This window comes from Peribacillus simplex (genome assembly GCF_900156045.1).
Lineage (GTDB): Bacteria > Bacillota > Bacilli > Bacillales > DSM-1321 > Peribacillus > Peribacillus simplex_D.
In genome coordinates this window covers 532,745-550,554 of the sequence record NZ_FTMX01000003.1, presented here as the reverse complement: position 1 = coordinate 550,554, position 17,810 = coordinate 532,745, and the positions used below count along the sequence as shown (strand labels likewise).

14 protein-coding genes are annotated in these 17,810 nt (G+C 43.1%); 13 read left to right on the top strand and 1 reads right to left on the bottom strand.

Features of this window, described 5'->3' with window-relative positions; translation table 11 throughout:
• Positions 1–242: 242 nt before the first annotated feature.
• The 12 genes from BW986_RS14035 to rbsB all read left to right on the top strand — a co-directional run bounded on the left by BW986_RS14035 (position 243) and on the right by rbsB (position 15,014).
• A complete protein-coding gene (locus BW986_RS14035; RefSeq protein ID WP_076368479.1) occupies positions 243–1,595 on the top strand; it encodes an aspartate aminotransferase family protein in 1,353 nt (450 codons plus the stop codon).
• A gap of 7 nt (positions 1,596–1,602) precedes the next feature.
• Positions 1,603–3,111, top strand: coding sequence for a pyridoxal phosphate-dependent decarboxylase family protein (locus BW986_RS14030; RefSeq protein WP_076368478.1), 1,509 nt, complete (start codon positions 1,603–1,605; stop codon positions 3,109–3,111).
• Between the two features lie 2 nt (positions 3,112–3,113).
• Complete coding sequence (locus BW986_RS14025) at positions 3,114–4,916, top strand: IucA/IucC family protein (protein WP_076368477.1); 1,803 nt, start codon at positions 3,114–3,116, stop codon at positions 4,914–4,916.
• Positions 4,906–5,490 (top strand): GNAT family N-acetyltransferase, encoded by a 585-nt coding sequence (locus BW986_RS14020; RefSeq protein ID WP_081395615.1) that lies wholly within the window; start codon positions 4,906–4,908, stop codon positions 5,488–5,490. The genes BW986_RS14025 and BW986_RS14020 overlap by 11 nt, the downstream gene beginning before the upstream one ends.
• Entirely contained in the window at positions 5,465–6,793 is a 1,329-nt protein-coding gene (locus tag BW986_RS14015; RefSeq protein ID WP_076368476.1) for a lysine N(6)-hydroxylase/L-ornithine N(5)-oxygenase family protein, read from the top strand. Before BW986_RS14020 ends, BW986_RS14015 begins: the two co-directional genes overlap by 26 nt.
• 22 nt (positions 6,794–6,815) lie before the next feature.
• On the top strand, positions 6,816–8,627 hold the full coding sequence (locus BW986_RS14010) for an IucA/IucC family protein (protein WP_076368475.1): 1,812 nt from the start codon (positions 6,816–6,818) through the stop codon (positions 8,625–8,627).
• Between the two features lie 748 nt (positions 8,628–9,375).
• Positions 9,376–10,362, top strand: coding sequence for a LacI family DNA-binding transcriptional regulator (locus BW986_RS14005; protein WP_076368553.1), 987 nt, complete (start codon positions 9,376–9,378; stop codon positions 10,360–10,362).
• Positions 10,359–11,243, top strand: coding sequence for a ribokinase (gene rbsK / locus BW986_RS14000; RefSeq protein ID WP_076368474.1), 885 nt, complete (start codon positions 10,359–10,361; stop codon positions 11,241–11,243). Before BW986_RS14005 ends, rbsK begins: the two co-directional genes overlap by 4 nt.
• Complete coding sequence (rbsD, locus tag BW986_RS13995; RefSeq protein WP_076368473.1) at positions 11,240–11,632, top strand: D-ribose pyranase; 393 nt, start codon at positions 11,240–11,242, stop codon at positions 11,630–11,632. The genes rbsK and rbsD overlap by 4 nt, the downstream gene beginning before the upstream one ends.
• A gap of 18 nt (positions 11,633–11,650) precedes the next feature.
• A complete protein-coding gene (locus tag BW986_RS13990) occupies positions 11,651–13,132 on the top strand; it encodes a sugar ABC transporter ATP-binding protein (RefSeq protein WP_076368472.1) in 1,482 nt (493 codons plus the stop codon).
• 1 nt (position 13,133) lies between these two features.
• Positions 13,134–14,078, top strand: coding sequence for an ABC transporter permease (locus BW986_RS13985; protein WP_076368471.1), 945 nt, complete (start codon positions 13,134–13,136; stop codon positions 14,076–14,078).
• A gap of 15 nt (positions 14,079–14,093) precedes the next feature.
• Positions 14,094–15,014 carry a ribose ABC transporter substrate-binding protein RbsB gene (rbsB, locus tag BW986_RS13980; RefSeq protein WP_076368470.1) on the top strand — a complete coding sequence of 307 codons (921 nt, stop codon included), beginning with the start codon at positions 14,094–14,096 and terminating at the stop codon, positions 15,012–15,014.
• 202 nt (positions 15,015–15,216) lie between these two features.
• Here the strand turns inward: rbsB and gdhA are convergent, their stop codons facing one another.
• The gene (gene gdhA / locus BW986_RS13975) at positions 15,217–16,599 is read right to left on the bottom strand and encodes an NADP-specific glutamate dehydrogenase (RefSeq protein ID WP_076368469.1); all 1,383 of its coding nucleotides are present in this window, start codon (positions 16,597–16,599) and stop codon (positions 15,217–15,219) included.
• 156 nt (positions 16,600–16,755) lie between these two features.
• Here gdhA and BW986_RS13970 point away from each other — a divergent pair, with 156 nt between their 5' ends.
• Positions 16,756–17,658 (top strand): glutamate biosynthesis transcriptional regulator GltC, encoded by a 903-nt coding sequence (locus BW986_RS13970; RefSeq protein WP_076368468.1) that lies wholly within the window; start codon positions 16,756–16,758, stop codon positions 17,656–17,658.
• Positions 17,659–17,810 lie beyond the last annotated feature (152 nt).

Genomic DNA, 17,810 nt, shown 5'->3' with positions numbered 1-17,810 from the left:
TCCATGATTTTTGACTGCGTTCAGCTTATAAACAGAATCTTAATAAAACCTTAACAACATTTTTTATATTCAATAGTTAAGTGGAGAATAGGCCCCAGTTTTAACCTTTTCTTAATTTTATTGGAAATTAATAGCAGAAAAATGAGTGAATTTACTCATTGAGAATAATTATCATTATCAGTAAAATTAGTTCCATGATAATGATAATTATTCTCAATTAATTTAATATATGGAGGTTCACTATGGTAACTAACATGCTTACGAAAAATGATCAACTACTGGAACAACAAAATACAAGGGAATCAAATGCCCGGTCATATCCTAGAAGATTACCCATGGCGATCGATCAAGCGGAGGGAATTTACTTAACAGACATGGATGGAAAACGTTATATTGATTTTCTCGCGGGGGCTGGAACATTAGCGCTTGGACACAATCATGCGGCAGTGCTCGAGGCAATGGAAAAAATTCTTAAGGACAAGCGTCCTTTGCATACATTGGACTTTACGACGCCGATCAAAGAGCAGTTCGTCGATGAAATTTTTGAATGCCTGCCTGAAGAATTCAGGAAAAATGCAAAAATTCAATTCTGTGGTCCTACTGGCGGAGACGCCATTGAGGCAGCACTTAAACTAGTAAAAACAGCGACAGGCAATAGAAGTATTTTATCCTTCCAAGGTGCTTACCACGGGGCAACGCATGCAACCATGTCAATCAGCGGCAATACAAAGCCAAAGGAAAAAATACAAGGGTTAATCCCAGATGTACAATTCCTGCCGTATCCTTATCAGTATCGCTGTCCCTTTGGAATAGGCGGGGAAGAAAGCCATAAAATCAGCAGCCAGTATATCGAAAATCTATTGAACGATCCCGAATCAGGATTATTGCCGCCTGCAGGAATGATTTTAGAAGCAGTACAAGGCGAGGGAGGCTCCATTCCAGCTCCAATTCCATGGCTTAAGGAAATCAGGAGAATAACAAAAGAGAAGGGCATTCCGCTAATTATCGACGAAGTTCAATCAGGTATCGGCCGTACAGGGAAAATGTTTGCCTTTGAACATGCAGGAATCATTCCGGATGTTCTTGTACTATCCAAAGCAATAGGCGGAAGTCTTCCATTATCGGTGGTGATTTATAACAAAGAGCTTGACCTATGGTCACCAGGTGCACATATCGGTACGTTCCGCGGAAACCAAATGGCAATGGCAGCAGGAACAGCTACTTTAAAATACATGAAAGAGACGAATCTTGTGGAGCATGCCGCTAAAATGGGAGAAATCTTAAAGGATATTCTTAAAGATTTGCAAAAAGATATTAAGCAGATCGGTGATGTCAGGGGCCGGGGATTAATGGTCGGTGTGGAAATGATCAATCCTGAAGAACCGCAAAATGCGAATGGAAGCCATCCTGCTGATTCGCAACTTGCCAGTGCCATTCAACAGGAATGTTTTCAAAGAGGATTGATACTGGAAGTTGGCGGCAGACATGGAAGTGTAGTGAGGTTCTTGCCTCCATTGATCGTAACGGAATCCCAGCTTCACGAGGCCACTGCAATTTTTGAACAAGCTGTTCGAGCAGCTGTTGCAAGAGGGTGAATGAACAATGATCGAAATGATAAATAGAACGGATTTTGCTTATTCTCGATTGTTCTTGAATAACGAAGAAGGTTTCAATAACTACAGCCAGTCATTAAAAATCATTGAAAAAAAGCTGACGGACTTTTTAAAAGGGAACGATTCACCATACTCTGGGAAAAAACCGTATGAAATCGAAGCAAGATTAAACGAGCTGTCCCTTGCTTCTCTAAAAGGGAAGACAATGGAAGCGGTAGCGGATGAGCTGGCAGAGTTTGTTATTAACGACAGCATCAATGTACACAGCCCCACTTGTATCGGACATTTGCATTGCCCGACATTAATACCTGCCGTGGCTGCCGAAATGATTATAGGTACGTTGAATCAATCCATGGATTCATGGGACCAAAGCTCGGCGGCCACCTTCGTTGAAGAGCGTTTAATAGATTGGCTGTGCAGCCAGGTGGGGTTACCTGAACAAGCGGATGGGATTTTCACTAGCGGTGGAACCCAATCTAATTATATGGGACTGCTATTGGCGAGGGACGCTTATTGTAAGCGTTTCTGGGGTGTGGATGTTCAGCAGCAAGGTTTGCCAGTCGAGGCGAAAAAATTGCGGATCTTATGCTCCGAGGCTGCCCACTTTACGGTCCGTAAATCAGCGGCACAGCTGGGTCTTGGTGAGCAGGCTGTAGTCACGATTAAAACGGATTCAAATCACCGTCTGTCCATGGATGAATTAAATCTTCAAATGTCGATTTTAGAGGAACAAGGTTTACTGCCATTTGCCATCGTTGCAACTTGTGGAACAACGGATTTCGGTTCAATCGATCCATTACACGAATTGTCCGAAGCTGCAAGGAAGAATGGGATATGGCTGCATGTGGACGCCGCATATGGAGGGGCGATGATTTTAAGTAAGGATTACAAAGAGTTAATCAGCGGAATTGAACGGGCCGACTCGATTACAGTTGATTTTCACAAATTATTCTATCAACCGATCAGTTGTGGTGCTTTTCTTGTCTCTGACAGCAACTCATTTCAATATATCCAGCATCACGCCGATTACTTGAATCCTCAGGAAGATGAAGCCGAGGGCATGGTTCACTTAGTCAATAAATCGGTTCAAACGACGAGAAGGTTCGACGCATTGAAACTCTGGATGTCATTGAAGGTTGTTGGACTGGATACCTTTGCCGAAATGATCGACTATACTTGCCATCTTGCACGTGAAGTGGCAGCGAAGATCGATAAGGAGGAAGGATTCACAGTATTAAATAAAGAACCTGAATTGAATGCGGTTGTATTCCGTTATAATCCCGAGGGTGAAAGTGATCAGTTAGTAAATCTATTAAATAAACAGATTCAGCAAGAATTACTGAAAAGCGGACGGGCATTTTTAGCAAAAACGCGTTTTGACGGACAGGTATATTTAAAAATGACACTATTGAATCCAATGACAAGCCTTGAACACATAGAGGGAATTTTAGACGAAATCCGAGTATTAGGTGAAATGTTCAAGATAATGGAGGAATGAAGATGAATGGTAAGCAAATAGCTGAAAGGGCGACAATGCAAAGCTTTCTGAATTGTTATTTCCGGGAAACCGGAAATTACAGTTTAGAAGAAACGAAAAACTGGGCGGATTTGGATGGGGCCATTCCGGATTCATTAGTGGTCAGTAAGCTCATGTCCCAAGATATTGCATTGCTTGTTCCGCTTAAATATTGGTCAGAAACGGGGCGTCATATTTTTAACTTCCCGATTTACTATCAAACGGCATCCAAGCAAGTACATGAATTAGATTACGTGACAATGGTCTCGATCGTTTCTAAAGAATTATTGAATGAGCAGGACCGGAAGGATAGTGAAGATGAATTGATGCTGCGGGTCATCCTAAGCAGCCAAAATATTCAACGGTATGTTGAAGCCAGGACGGAAGACATTGATGCACTTCAAAGTCCTGATTTCACCTACATCGAAGCAGAGCAGTCACTTTTATTCGGGCACCTGTTCCACCCGACACCGAAAAGCAAGCAGGGCATTTCAGAAAAAGAGGAATGGATCTATTCACCCGAATTAAAAGGTGAGTTTCAGCTGCACTACTTCCTGGCAGAACCTTCGATTGTCATCCAGGATTCCAGTGAAGTCCTTTCGGCAAGTGAGATCATTAAACAGGAATTAGCCGGGGACTTGGAGATTTCCAGTGAATTCAGGGGCACGTATTGCCAAAAGGAAAGCAAATTCATCATCATCCCGGCACACCCGCTCCAGGCAAAAGTGCTCATTGAAAAAGAAGAGGTCAAGAGGCTGATCGAGCAAGGGTCACTAGTTTATGCTGGACCGCTTGGGAAAAAATTCACGGCCACCTCTTCATTTAGAACGGTATACAGTGCCACATCAAGATATATGTACAAATTTTCCGTTCCGGTTAAAATCACGAATTCCTTACGTGCAAATCTGCAAAAAGAATTAGATCGTGGTGTGGAAATTGCTAAATTAATAGATTCTAAAGTGGGCGACGATCTAAAAGAACGGCACCCATCCTTCCGAATCATCAAGGACCCTGCTTACCTAACGATCAAAACAACCGAGCAAGAATCGGGATTCGATGTCGATATCCGGGAAAACCCTTTTTATGAAAACGATAAACAAGCAAGCCTGATTGCCGGCTTATGTCAGGATAATGCCTATGGTGCACCATCAAGGCTTGGAGCGATCATCCGCAAATTATCAGCTGAAGAAAACCGCAGTACCGAAGAAGTAAGTAAGGATTGGTTCAAAACCTATCTGTCAATGACATTAAAACCGATGCTTTGGCTTTTTGAAAAGTATGGAATAGTTTTGGAAGCCCATCAACAAAATTCCATCATTCAACTTCAAGATGGTTATCCAGCCACTTTTTATTATCGTGATAATCAAGGGTATTACTATTGTGAATCCAAAGTGGATAGGCTGCTGAAGATCTTGCCTGAACTAAGTGAAAAAAGCTTCACGATTTGTTCTGATGAAGTCGCTGAAGAAAGACTGCAATACTATTTCTTTTTTAATCACTTATTAGGCTTAATCAATAATTTTGGTACGGAAGGATTAGTATCAGAGAGCAAACTGTTACAGCTCGTTCAGGAACAACTGGAAATATGCAGCAAGGAAAGCGAAGATGAAGGGGTGAATCGAGTTGTTTCAAAGTTGCTTCATGCCCGGGAATTATCGTGTAAGGCTAATTTACTGACACGATTCCATGATATGGATGAGCTTGTTGGTTCACTTGAGACGCAATCCGTTTATACAACGATTAATAATCCGTTCGCGCAGGGGGTTATGGCCGTCCATGAAAAATAGTTATGAAGAAATGCTGAAGGACCGTAATCAACAGCTTTCATTTGTCAAAGTCGAATTTGAGAAGGATTTGGATACACTGCATAAATGGATGCATGAAGATCATGTGATTCCCTACTGGAATTTGAATTTCACAAAAGAAAAATTCGCCGTTCATTTAAAGAAGGCATTGGCTGATACACACCAAACACTCTATTTTGGCTGTCTGGACTCCATTCCCATGAGCTATTGGGAATCGTATTGGGTAAAAGGCGATATCATCGAAGGTTTTTATGAATCCGAAGAGGGAGATCAAGGCATTCATTTACTCATAGGTGATCCGGATTATCTAGGAAAAGGACTGGCTTTGCCGTTTTTACGTGCAATGGTGAAATACCAACTGCTTTCTGCGAAAACAAAAAAAGTGATGGCTGAACCGGATATTAGAAATGCAAAGATGATTTACTTATTTGAAAAGTGCGGGTTTACCCCAATTAAAGAAATTGAGCTCCCAGATAAAACAGCATTACTTATGTCATGTACACGGGAGAACTTCGAGAGGAAGTGGAAGTATGGAGAAGCAACAATCTATCTATGATCTGGTAGGGATAGGGATAGGACCCTTTAACCTTGGACTTGCAGCCCTTTTGGAGAAAACCCCGGAGCTGAATGCCGTCTTTTTTGAGAAAAAGCGGGAATTTAATTGGCATGAAGGGATGCTGTTGGAAGGGACAACTCTGCAGGTACCTTTCTTTGCCGATCTAGTCAGCATGGCAGATGTGACAAGCCCATATAGTTACCTGAATTATTTACAGCAACATGATCGGCTTTATCATTTCTACTTTCTTGAAAAATTCTTGATTCCACGAAAAGAATATAACGATTATTGCCGCTGGACTGCCCATCAACTTGATAGCTGCCGTTTTGGAAAAGCGGTGGAGGCGGTTGAATATATAGGGGATCAAGGTGAACCCTGCTATCAAATCAGTGTAAGGGATGCACAAACACAAAAGGTCGAAGTCTATTATAGCCGTCATGTAGTCATGGGAATTGGCAGCGCCCCGACCGTTCCATCGGCCTTTCATCCATATATGGGAGAGAACATCCTGCATTCGGCCGATTATTTACGGAATAAAGAAAATGTTTTAAAGAAAAAATCCGTAACGGTTGTTGGGTCTGGACAGAGTGCAGCAGAGGTCTTTCTGGATCTGCTTAATGAGCAGGAGGAAAATGGCTACCAGCTAAACTGGTATACAAGATCAAAGGGATTCTTCCCTATGGAATATTCAAAACTCGGGTTGGAATACTTCACTCCGGATTACCTTGATTTCTTTTATCGGCTGCCACAGGAAAAGAAGGATGAAATCCTGCCGAAACAGGATTTATTGTATAAAGGGATCAGTGCTACGACAATTGCAGCAATTTTTGACAAAATGTATGAAAAATCGATTGGAAATGCCGAACTTTCCATTGAACTTCGGGCCATGACGGAAGTTGCGTCCGTTACCCCCGCCGAAAATGGCTGGAGATTGAAATGCCGACAGTGGGTAGAAGATAGCGAATTTGATGTGGACACAGAGGCGATCGTTTTTGGAACGGGCTATAAATCAACCCTTCCGGCATTCCTTGAAACCATGGAGGACCATTTAGTCCGCGATGATTTAGGGCGTCTTGCAATAACGAAAGACTATCGGGTAGGAACGGCCATCCCTACACCGAATCACCTTTTCATTCAAAATGGCGAGATACATACACATGGTGTGGGTGCTCCGGATCTAGGCTTGGGAGCATTCCGAAATTCGATTATCATTAATCAATTGGCAGGTAAAGAAGTTTATCCATCCGAGCCAAAGGGTGCATTTCAGTCATTCCGTGTAAAAACACCCGTCATGGCTTACTAAGAGAAGGGAAAGGGAGAATTATATGCAGTTCATAAGTGAAGTGGAACAGGCGGTTTCAGAAAAAAATTGGTCGTTAGTAAACCAAAACCTGCTGGCCAAGATGATTTCTGAGTATATGTATGAAGATATGATCCATCCAGCTGTTCTGAACGAAAAGGCAGCGGGAAACCTATATGAGTTAAAGATAAATGAGGGGAAATCCTATCAATTTTTGGCGTCGCCCCGTCTTTTTGACAGCTATGAAGTACAGGCAGAGTCGATTCAAGTATGTGAAAAGGAAGGCTTTACACAGGCCCATGACGCCATTCAATTCATTTTAGACATCCAGCCATTAATTGGAATGACTGCAGAAACAACAGGACATTTAATCAAAGAATTCCATCATACGCTGCTTGCGGATCTCCAATTGCTATCCAAACCTGAACAAGATGCAGATGATTTAGTCGAACTGGATTATGCATTACTTGAAGGGGAAATGAGCGGTCACCCTTGGATTGCTTATAACAAGGGAAGAATCGGTTTCGGTTATGATGATTATTTGAAGTTCGCTCCAGAAAACCAGAAGGAAGTTCAGTTATCTTGGATTGCCATCCATAAAACGAGGGGTGAGTTCAATTCAGTCGAAACATTATCCTATAAGCAATTGATGGAGAATGAACTGGATGGGGAAACCCAAAATTCATTTGCAAAGATATTGACGGAGAAAGGGCTGAACGCAGAAAACTATTACTACCTCCCAGTCCATGAATGGCAGTGGAAGAATGTAATCATCCAGAACTTTACCGATGACTTGGCCAAAGGGCTGATCGTAGCTTTGGGAAATGGTCCTGATAAATATCTGCCGCAACAATCCATCCGGACATTCGTTAACGTATCGAATAAGGATAAACACCACGTCAAGCTGCCAATGAGCATTTTAAATACGCTGGTCTACCGTGGATTACCAGCTGAACGCACGGTCATAGCCCCAAAAATCACAACGTATATAAAGAACATTTATGAAAATGATTCATTCTTGAAAGAACAATGCAAAGTAGTGCTTCCTGGTGAAGTGGCCAGTTTAAATGTTGACCACCCGTATTATTCCAAACTAGAGAATGTGCCCTATCAATATTTAGAGATGCTGGGTGGAATTTGGAGAGAAAGCATATACAGCTATATGGAAGAAGGCGAAAAGCCCATTACGCTTGCGTCCCTTTTACATGTGGACAGCAAAGGGAAACCATATGTAGAAAGCCTTATTGAAAAATCGGGATTGACTGCAGAAGCCTGGACAGCTCAATTATTCGACGTCATCCTATCACCATTACTGCATTTTATCTATCAATATGGACTGGTCTTCTCGCCGCATGGTCAAAATACCATTTTAGTTTTGAAGGATTACAAGCCTCACCGTTTGGCCATCAAGGATTTTGTAGATGATGTGAACGTCAGTGATCAGCCGCTTCCTGAATTAAGCAGCCTTCCTGAGGATTTAAGGAAAGTACTAAGAAGCGAGAAACCCGAGGGGCTGGTTCAATTCATTTTCACGGGACTATTCATCTGTCATTTCCGATACTTGTCAACACTTCTGATGAAGAGGTCCCTTTTGGATGAGAATGTTTTTTGGGAAGGCGTCGTCCAAGCAATCCTTACACATCAGAAAAAATTCCCTATGCTACAAGATCGTTTCGATACATTCAATTTCTTTGCGCCAAAATTAACGAAACTCTGCCTTAATAGAAATCGGATGCTTCAATATGGATATAGCGATGGTGAAGATCGTCCGCATGCATCTGAGTTTGGGTATGTGAATAATGCCCTTTATATAAAGTTACCTGCAAAAACGCTATAAAGTTAAACTGGCTCAGACTTTTGGGCCAGTTTTCTTTTGGCTTTTTACAAATTAATCGTTGATTTCCGCTCAGGCACTCGCTTTCCGCGGGCGGTCAGGGAGCCTCCCCGGCTTGCGCCTGCGGTGTCTCCCCTAGACGCGCTTTTCCCGCAGGAGTCTCGAACACCCGCTCCAATCAACTTGTTATTAAATTTGGATAGAAACCATATTTAAGGAGCCGAAGGTTTTATTATGTGTTCCGATCCCTTTCCACAGTTTTTTATGGCTTTTACAAATTAATCGTTGATTTCCGCTCCAGGCACTCGCTTTCCGCGGGCGGTCAGGGAGCCTCCTCGGCTTGCACCTGCGGTGTCTCCCCTAGACGCGCTTTTCCCGCAGGAGTCTCGTACCTTCCACTCCAATCAACATTGTTATTAAATTTGGATAGAAACCATATTTAAGGAGTTGAAGGTGTTAATATGTGTTCCGACCCTCTTTCCACACAGTACGGCTTTTACAATTAGACTGTTGATTTCCGCTCCAGGCACTCGCTTTCTGCGGACGGTCAGCCCTAAAACCTATATATGCGAAACACAAAGAGACGATAGAGTCCGATAATTATTAACAAATATACACATGAAAAGTGGAATGTGTTATCCTCTTTGGGTCAAATTACCTAAAAATTATCTTTGGAATAGGGCTTGCCGTTCATTTAAATTGGTGATAAGCTATGTGTAAACGGTTACACAAAAGTATTGAGGGTGATATATTGGCAACTATTCGGGATGTGGCAAAGGAAGCTGGGGTTTCTGTGGCAACGGTTTCCAGGGTTATGAATGGCAGTGGTTATGCACATGAGGACACAAAAAAGTCGGTCATGGCAGCTGTTGAAAAATTAAATTATAAACCGAATGAAGTGGCAAGATCCCTCTACAAACGTAAATCCAAATTGGTTGGTTTGATTTTGCCGGACATTACGAATCCCTTCTTCCCGGAAATGGCAAGAGGTGTCGAGGACTATCTGCAGCAATTTGGATATCGGTTAATTTTTGGAAATAGTGATGAAAAGAGAGATAAAGAAATAGAATATATTGACACTTTTTTGCAAAATAATGTAGTGGGCATGATTGCTTCCACTAGTGAAGAAGCAAATGAAAATTTCGATAATCTGGATATTCCAGTAGTCCTTCTCGACCGTACGGGAGAGAAATTACCAGCTGTTTATTCCGATCAAAAGACAGGCGGTAAGCTGGCAGCACGCGTATTGCTGGATAGAGGCAGTACGAATATCGTCCTCATTAGGGGGCCAGTCGAAATAAAGCCTGTATATGAACGGTACATGGCATCACTGGAGGAATTGAAACAAGCAAAAGTGAACGTGCAAGTCATGGATTCATCCCTAACACTTCAAGGCGGCCAAACTTGCGTGAAGCAGCTGTTCGAGCAATATCCGGAGACGGATGGAATCATTGCTTGTAATGATATTGTTGCAGCTGCCGCACTTCAAGAGATTTTAAAAAGGGGAATACGGATACCGGAAGACATACAACTGATCGGTTATGATGATATCTCCTTCACAGCGTTATTGCACCCACCGTTATCGACAATTCGGCAGCCAGCCTATGAGATGGGGGCACAAGCGGCGGAAATGCTCATTAAAAAGATCAATCAAGAAAAAATGGAAGTAACACATAAAAAGCTCCCTGTTTCTTTTGTGGAGAGACAAACAACGAGAAGGAAGGCGGAGAAGACATGATTAGAATTGCAGTAGTGGGAAGTTCTTCAATGGATTTAGTGGTGACATCGGCTAAGCGGCCACTGGCCGGGGAAACGGTTTTAGGAGAGTCATTTATCACGGTTCCTGGAGGAAAGGGAGCCAATCAGGCTGTTGCAGCGGCGCGTCTTGGTGCAGAAGTGTCAATGGTTGGATGTGTAGGGGATGATGTCTATGGAGAGATCATCTTAGAAAACCTGAAAAAAAATCATGTAAATACGGAGTGTGTGGAACCGGTTACAGGTTCCGCTTCCGGGACAGCACACATTACCCTTTCGGAAGGTGATAACAGCATTATTGTTGTTAAAGGTGCGAATGATTTCATTACTCCCGAATATGTACAAAAGGCGAAAAAGGTGATAGAGGAATCGGATATCGTGATGGTTCAGCAGGAAATACCTGAGGAAACCGTGGAATATCTGGCTGAAATGTGCAACACGCTTCAAAAGAGATTACTATTGAACCCAGCTCCTGCCCGCAAGATAAGCGAGGCTGTCATTCAACAGGCGTCATTCCTTACTCCGAATGAACATGAATTCGAGATTCTATTCAATGGGAGAGATAGATCGAAAGTCTTGACTGAGTATCCAAATAAATTATTCATTACCGAAGGAAAAAATGGCGTCCGTTATTTTGACGGACATGAAGAAAAGGTTGTTCCAAGCTTTGAAGTCGAAGCGGTGGATACAACAGGCGCAGGGGATACATTCAATGCTGCCTTTGCCGTGGCTGTTGCAGAAGGAAAAAGTTTTGACGAATGTTTGTCATTCGCCAACCGGGCAGCTTCCATTTCCGTGACGAAGTTAGGCGCTCAAGGCGGCATGCCGCAAAGGTCAGAGGTCGAGAGGGGCTTTGAAGCATGAAACGTCAAGGAATCATCAATAGTTCAATAGCCAAGGTCCTGGTTGACCTTGGTCATACCGATTATATTGTCGTAGGTGATGCCGGGCTGCCGGTGCCACCGGGAGTTTACAAGATAGATTTGGCATTGACGCCTGGAACACCATCATTTCAAGATGTCGTCCGGGCGGTTCACGAAGATATGGTTGTTGAAAAAGTTATCGCTGCCACAGAAGTGAAGGTTAAAAACCCGGAACAGCATCAATACATGGAGCAGCAATTCGGAGCAGCGATTGAATATGTTTCCCATGAGGAGTTTAAAAGGCTGACAAGTAACGCGAAAGCAATAATCCGGACCGGGGAGACGACGCCATATTCAAATTGCATATTGCAGTCTGGAGTATTCTTTTAAAGAAATGAGATGATGAGCATGCAAATCGAAATGCACAATATTTATAAAGCATTTGGTCAAAACAAGGTATTGGAAGGTGTTCATTTTTCTTTGGAGGCTGGGGAAGTACATGCACTAATGGGGGAAAATGGAGCGGGGAAATCAACCTTGATGAACATTTTGACCGGGCTGCATAAACAAGATCAAGGAACGATTGAGATTAACGGTAAAGAAACCTCATTCAAGGATTCCAAGGAAGCGGAAGAGGCGGGAATGGCGTTTATCCGTCAGGAATTGAATATCTGGCCAGAAATGACCGTGCTGGAGAATCTATTTATCGGCAGGGAAATGGTGAATGCCTTCGGTGTCCTGAAGACGAAACAAATGAAAGCGCGTGCAAACGAGATTTTTAATACACTTAATATTTCCCTTCCTTTTGATAAGGAAGCCGGTTTTTGTTCTGTCGGGGAACAGCAAATGATTGAAATTGCCAAGGCGCTCATGACGGATGCCGAAGTCATCATCATGGACGAGCCCACAGCCGCTTTAACCGATAGAGAAATGGAGAAGCTCTTTGAAGTGATGAAGGGACTTACCAAAAAGGGAGTATCGCTTGTTTATATTTCTCACCGAATGGAAGAAATATTCGCCATTTGTGACAGGATCACCGTAATGCGTGACGGAAAAACAGTCGATACGAAAAGAATTGCAGATACAAATTTCGATGAAGTCGTTCGGAAAATGGTCGGGCGGGAGCTGGAGGATCGTTTTCCTCATCGTGAAGCGAATGCTGGCGACATAGTCCTTGATGTAAAAGGTCTAACTAAAAAGGGGCTTTTTGAAGATATCCATTTCTCGGTTCGGCAAGGTGAGATTGTCGGTGTGGCAGGATTAATGGGAGCAGGCAGAACAGAAATAATGCGCGCCCTTTTTGGTGTCGACCAAATAGACAGCGGTGAAATTACCATTGAAGGCAAAAAAGTTTCCATACGGAAACCAACGGATGCAGTTCGGCACGGCCTGGCTTTCATTACGGAAAATCGTAAAGAAGAGGGATTGATCCTGGACTTTTCTGTAAGGGAAAATATCGGCTTGCCGAATCTCAAGAGTTTTGCTCCTAGCGGAATCGTAAAAACGGAAGATGAAATGAACTTTGCCGAAATGATGATTAAGCGACTTCACGTGAAGACATCTTCTGCCGAAACGGTCATCGGCAATCTATCCGGAGGAAATCAACAGAAGGTGGTAATAGCCAAGTGGATCGGGACTTCCCCTAAAGTTTTAATTATGGATGAACCGACCCGGGGCATAGATGTAGGTGCAAAACGTGAAATTTACGAATTGATGAATGAATTGACGGAGCGGGGCATCGCCATCATCATGGTTTCGTCAGAACTTCCCGAAATCATTGGAATGAGCGATAGGATCCTTGTGGTTCATGAAGGTGAGATTGCTGGGGAATTGTTAAAGCAGGAAGCGACGCAAGAAAAAATTATGGCATTGGCGACAGGAGGGAACTAGGATGAAACTTGAGGCTACAGGGAAAAGCGGGATTTGGCAAAAATTTGGTCCGTTACTCGCCCTGGTACTTTTATTTATCGTAATAACCGTTTTAAATCCATCATTCATGGAACCGAATAATATTTTGAATTTATTGCGTCAAACCTCCATCAATGCACTTATTGCATTTGGAATGACCTTTATCATATTGACAGGCGGCATCGACTTGTCCGTCGGTTCCATTTTAGCTCTATCCAGCGCACTTATGGCTGGTATGATGGTCTCAGGATTAGATCCGATTTTAGCTATATTAGTAGGGATTCTACTAGGTGCAATAATGGGTGTAATCAATGGGATTCTCGTTTCAAAGGGAAAAATGGCCCCTTTCATCGTGACACTGGCAACCATGACGATTTTCCGGGGATTAACGCTTGTGTATACGGATGGAAAGCCGATTACTGGAATCGGCGATTCTGAAATGTTCCAGATGCTTGGGAGAGGTTACTTCCTGGGACTGCCAGTACCGGCCGTGGTGATGGTCATCGCATTCTTGATCCTATGGTTCCTGCTTCATAAAACATCCTTTGGCCGCAAAACATATGCCATAGGAGGAAATGAAAGGGCTTCCCGTATTTCGGGGATTAAAGTCGACCGGGTCAAGGTGGCCATATATGGTCTCGCCGGTACAATGGCGGCAATCGCTGGTGCCATTTTAACATCCCGTCTGAATTCGGCTCAGCCGACGGCAGGCCAATCCTATGAAATGGATGCCATCGCAGCCGTGGTGCTAGGCGGAACGAGCCTTTCAGGCGGTAAAGGGCGGTTGTTCGGCACGCTGGTGGGTGTCCTGATCATCGGTACCTTGAATAACGGCATGAATTTACTTGGTGTATCCTCTTTCTACCAGCAAGTGGTGAAAGGTGCAGTTATATTAATTGCGGTCTTGCTTGACCGTAAAAAATCATAATAAGAGGTGTAATCAATGAAAAAAATAGTATCGATCATCATGGTTCTTTCTTTAATGGTCTTGGCTGCCTGTTCAATGGATTCTGGTCTAAATGATGATAAAAAAGAAAAGAAAGACTCCATGAAAGACGTGAAAGTCGGAGTCAGCATCTCTACTTTAAACAACCCATTCTTCGTTTCCTTAAAAGATGGCATTGAAAAAGAAGCAAAAGAAAAAGGCATGAAAGTCACAGTTGTTGACGCCCAAGATGATACGGCAAAACAAATTAGCGGAATTGAAGATTTAATCCTTCAAAAGGTTGATGTCCTTCTTGTGAATCCAACTGACTCTGCTGCAATATCTTCAGCCGTTCAATCAGCAAATGAAGCGGGCATTCCCGTTATCACGATTGACCGCTCTTCAGACGAAGGTGACATTGAAACATTCATCGCTTCCGACAATGTGGCTGGCGGGGAAATGGCTGCAGAATATCTAGTTAAAGAGCTTGGCGAAAAAGCGAAAGTAGTGGAACTTGAAGGGGTATCCGGAGCATCCGCAACTCGTGAACGCGGGAAAGGTTTCCACAATATTGCGGACAAGCAGTTAGATGTGCTGACAAGCCAAACGGCGGAATTCGACCGGACAAAAGGGCTTAACGTCATGGAAAATATCCTGCAAGGCAATAAAGACATCCAAGCGGTATTCGCCCATAATGATGAAATGGCACTGGGAGCCATTGAAGCAATCAAGGCAGCAGGAAAAGACATCATCGTGGTTGGTTTTGACGGAAATGATGATGCATTGAAAGCAGTTGAAAACGGTGAATTAAAAGCCACAATCGCCCAACAACCGGCACTTATCGGTGAAGAAGCGGTTAATGCGGCTGAAAAAATCTTAAAAGGTGACAAAGTGGATGATACAATTTCCGTTCCATTGAAATTGGTCACAAAAGAATGATTGTCTTTCAACAAAAAGAGTGCCGGAACTTTTCCGGCACTCTTTTTTTCGTAGGAAAGATATGTTTTTAATCCAATTGATGTTATCTGATTGTGTATACTCAGCTTGAATTGATATGAATGAGTGGTATAAGAAAGTGAAAACGCTCTTTTACAAAAGTAAGGCGGCCCTTGATGGAACCGCCTCCTAATTCAACAGATTGCTAGAGTATGCCTTGAGTCAGCATAGCATCCGCCACTTTAAGGAATCCGGCAATATTGGCCCCGACAACTAAATTGCCAGGCGCACCATATGCCTCTGCAGCCTCTACACTGTTTTTATAAATGTTTTTCATGATCTCATGCAGCTTGGCATCGACATCTTCAAAAGTCCAAGGCATTCTGGCACTGTTTTGGGCCATTTCAAGTGCAGACACGGCTACGCCGCCTGCATTGGCCGCTTTTGCTGGTCCAAAAAGGATGCCGTTATTAAGGAATACATCAATGGCCTCGAGGGTTGAAGGCATATTAGCACCCTCACCGACTGCCTTCACATTGTTTTTGACCAGTAATTTTGCTGCTTCTTCATCGATTTCATTTTGTGTGGCACAAGGCAGTGCGATGTCACATGGTACAGACCAAATGCCATAGCTTCCTTCATGGTATATAGCCTCCGGGTGCGCATCGACATACTCGCTCAAACGTTTTCGTTCCACTTCTTTTAGACGTCGAATTGTATCAAGGTTCAGGCCATTTTCATCGTATATGTAGCCATTGGAGTCGCTGCATGCAACAACTTTTGCGCCAAGCTGTGTAGCTTTTTCAATGGCATAAATGGATACATTGCCAGATCCGGAAATGACGACAGTGCTGCCATGGAATTGTAACCCTTTGTCTTTTAGCATTTCTTCGACAAAGTAAACGGTTCCATATCCAGTTGCTTCTGTACGGGCCAAGCTTCCGCCGTAACTTATGCCTTTACCTGTTAAAACACCGGCATGGTAGCTGCCTTGCATCTTTTTATACTGACCGAACAGGTAACCGATCTCCCTTGCACCGACTCCGATATCACCGGCCGGTACATCTGTATCAGGGCCGATATAGCGAGCTAGCTCTGCCATGAAACTTTGGCAAAAACGCATGATTTCCGCGTCCGATTTTCCTTTTGGATCGAAGTCCGATCCGCCTTTTCCCCCACCGATCGGCTGGCCAGTAAGTGAGTTTTTAAAGATTTGCTCGAAACCAAGAAACTTAATGATGCTGGAATTGACAGTGGGATGGAATCGAAGACCGCCTTTGAATGGCCCGATTGCACTATTGAATTGTACACGAAAACCACGGTTGACTTGAACATTTCCCAGGTCATCAACCCATGAAACACGGAAGGTGATCATTCTTTCGGGTTCAACCAACCTCTCCAATATCCCGCTTTTCATATATTCAGGATGTTTTGCAAAAACGGGGACCAATGAAAGGAATATCTCCTTTACGGCTTGATGGAACTCACTTTCGTGGGGATTACGCTCCTTTACCTGTGCATATACTTGACTTACGAACTCTTTGGCAACTTGTAATTCCTCATGCTCGACTTCTTGTGAAGTGGTCATTGTTCTCTCTCCCTTAAGGTAATGTAGTCTTAAAATACAATTGAATAAGATATCAGTCTTTATATGATACTTTCATGATATAATTTAAAAATAAAACAAACAATCTGAATATTAGATAAGTAACATGCTGTTTTGATATGGAAGAGGGAGCTTAGATTGGAATTAAGGCAAATCGAATATTTCATTGAAGTGGCAAAGCGAGAACATATGACGGAAGCAGCAGTGAACTTGCATGTTGCCCAGTCGGCTGTCAGTCGTCAAATCTACAACTTAGAAGAAGAATTAGGTGTGCCCCTATTTATCCGGGAAGGCCGAAAGATTAGATTGACGCCTATAGGACATACATTTTTAGCGAATATGGAACAAGCTCTGGATATAATCGATCGTGCCAAGCGTGAGATGGCTGAAAGCCTGAATCCGGAAAAAGGGACAATCCGGATTGGCTTTCCCAGCAGTTTGGCTTCTTATGTATTGCCAAGGGTCATTTCCGACTTCCGGGAAAGTTATCCGCTGGCAAAGTTCACTTTGAAACAAGGTTCATATCGATACCTGATAGATTCGGTAATAAAAGGTAATATTAACATGGCCTTGATCGGTCCTCTGCCGACGAATGAAAAGAAAATCAAAGGTGAAACGCTATTTATTGAGAACTTGGTTGCCCTTTTACCAGAAAGTCATCCTTTGGCCTTGAAGGAATCACTATCCTTGAATGAGCTTAAAGGAAATCCGTTCGTCCTATCTCCAAAGGGCTATGTTTTAAGGGATCTCGTTATGAAAGCTTGCAAACTGCATGGCTTTGAACCGGAAGTGGCATTTGAAGGGAAAGATACTGATGCTATAAAAGGCCTGGTGGGGGCAGGGTTGGGTATAACCTTGATACCTGAGATTTCCTTGATTGATAGCTTGCCGCGTTTTACGGTTAAATTGCCGCTGGAGGAACCGTCTGTTACCAGGGCTGTAGGGGTCATCGTTCCAACTGATAGGGAACTGATGCCAACGGAGAAATTGTTTTACCAATTTTTGAAGGACACTTTTGCAACATTGGAAGGTTTTCAATAGGAATAAGTTGCGTCTCTATTAGAAAAGTCATAAATCCAGCTAGTGAGAGAATCCTTGAATCGGGTTCTTTTTTTTGTCGCAAATGTATCAAAGTATCTTCATGTAGCACATCCATAAAAGGGATAATCTATTTTGAAATAATACAATTTTAG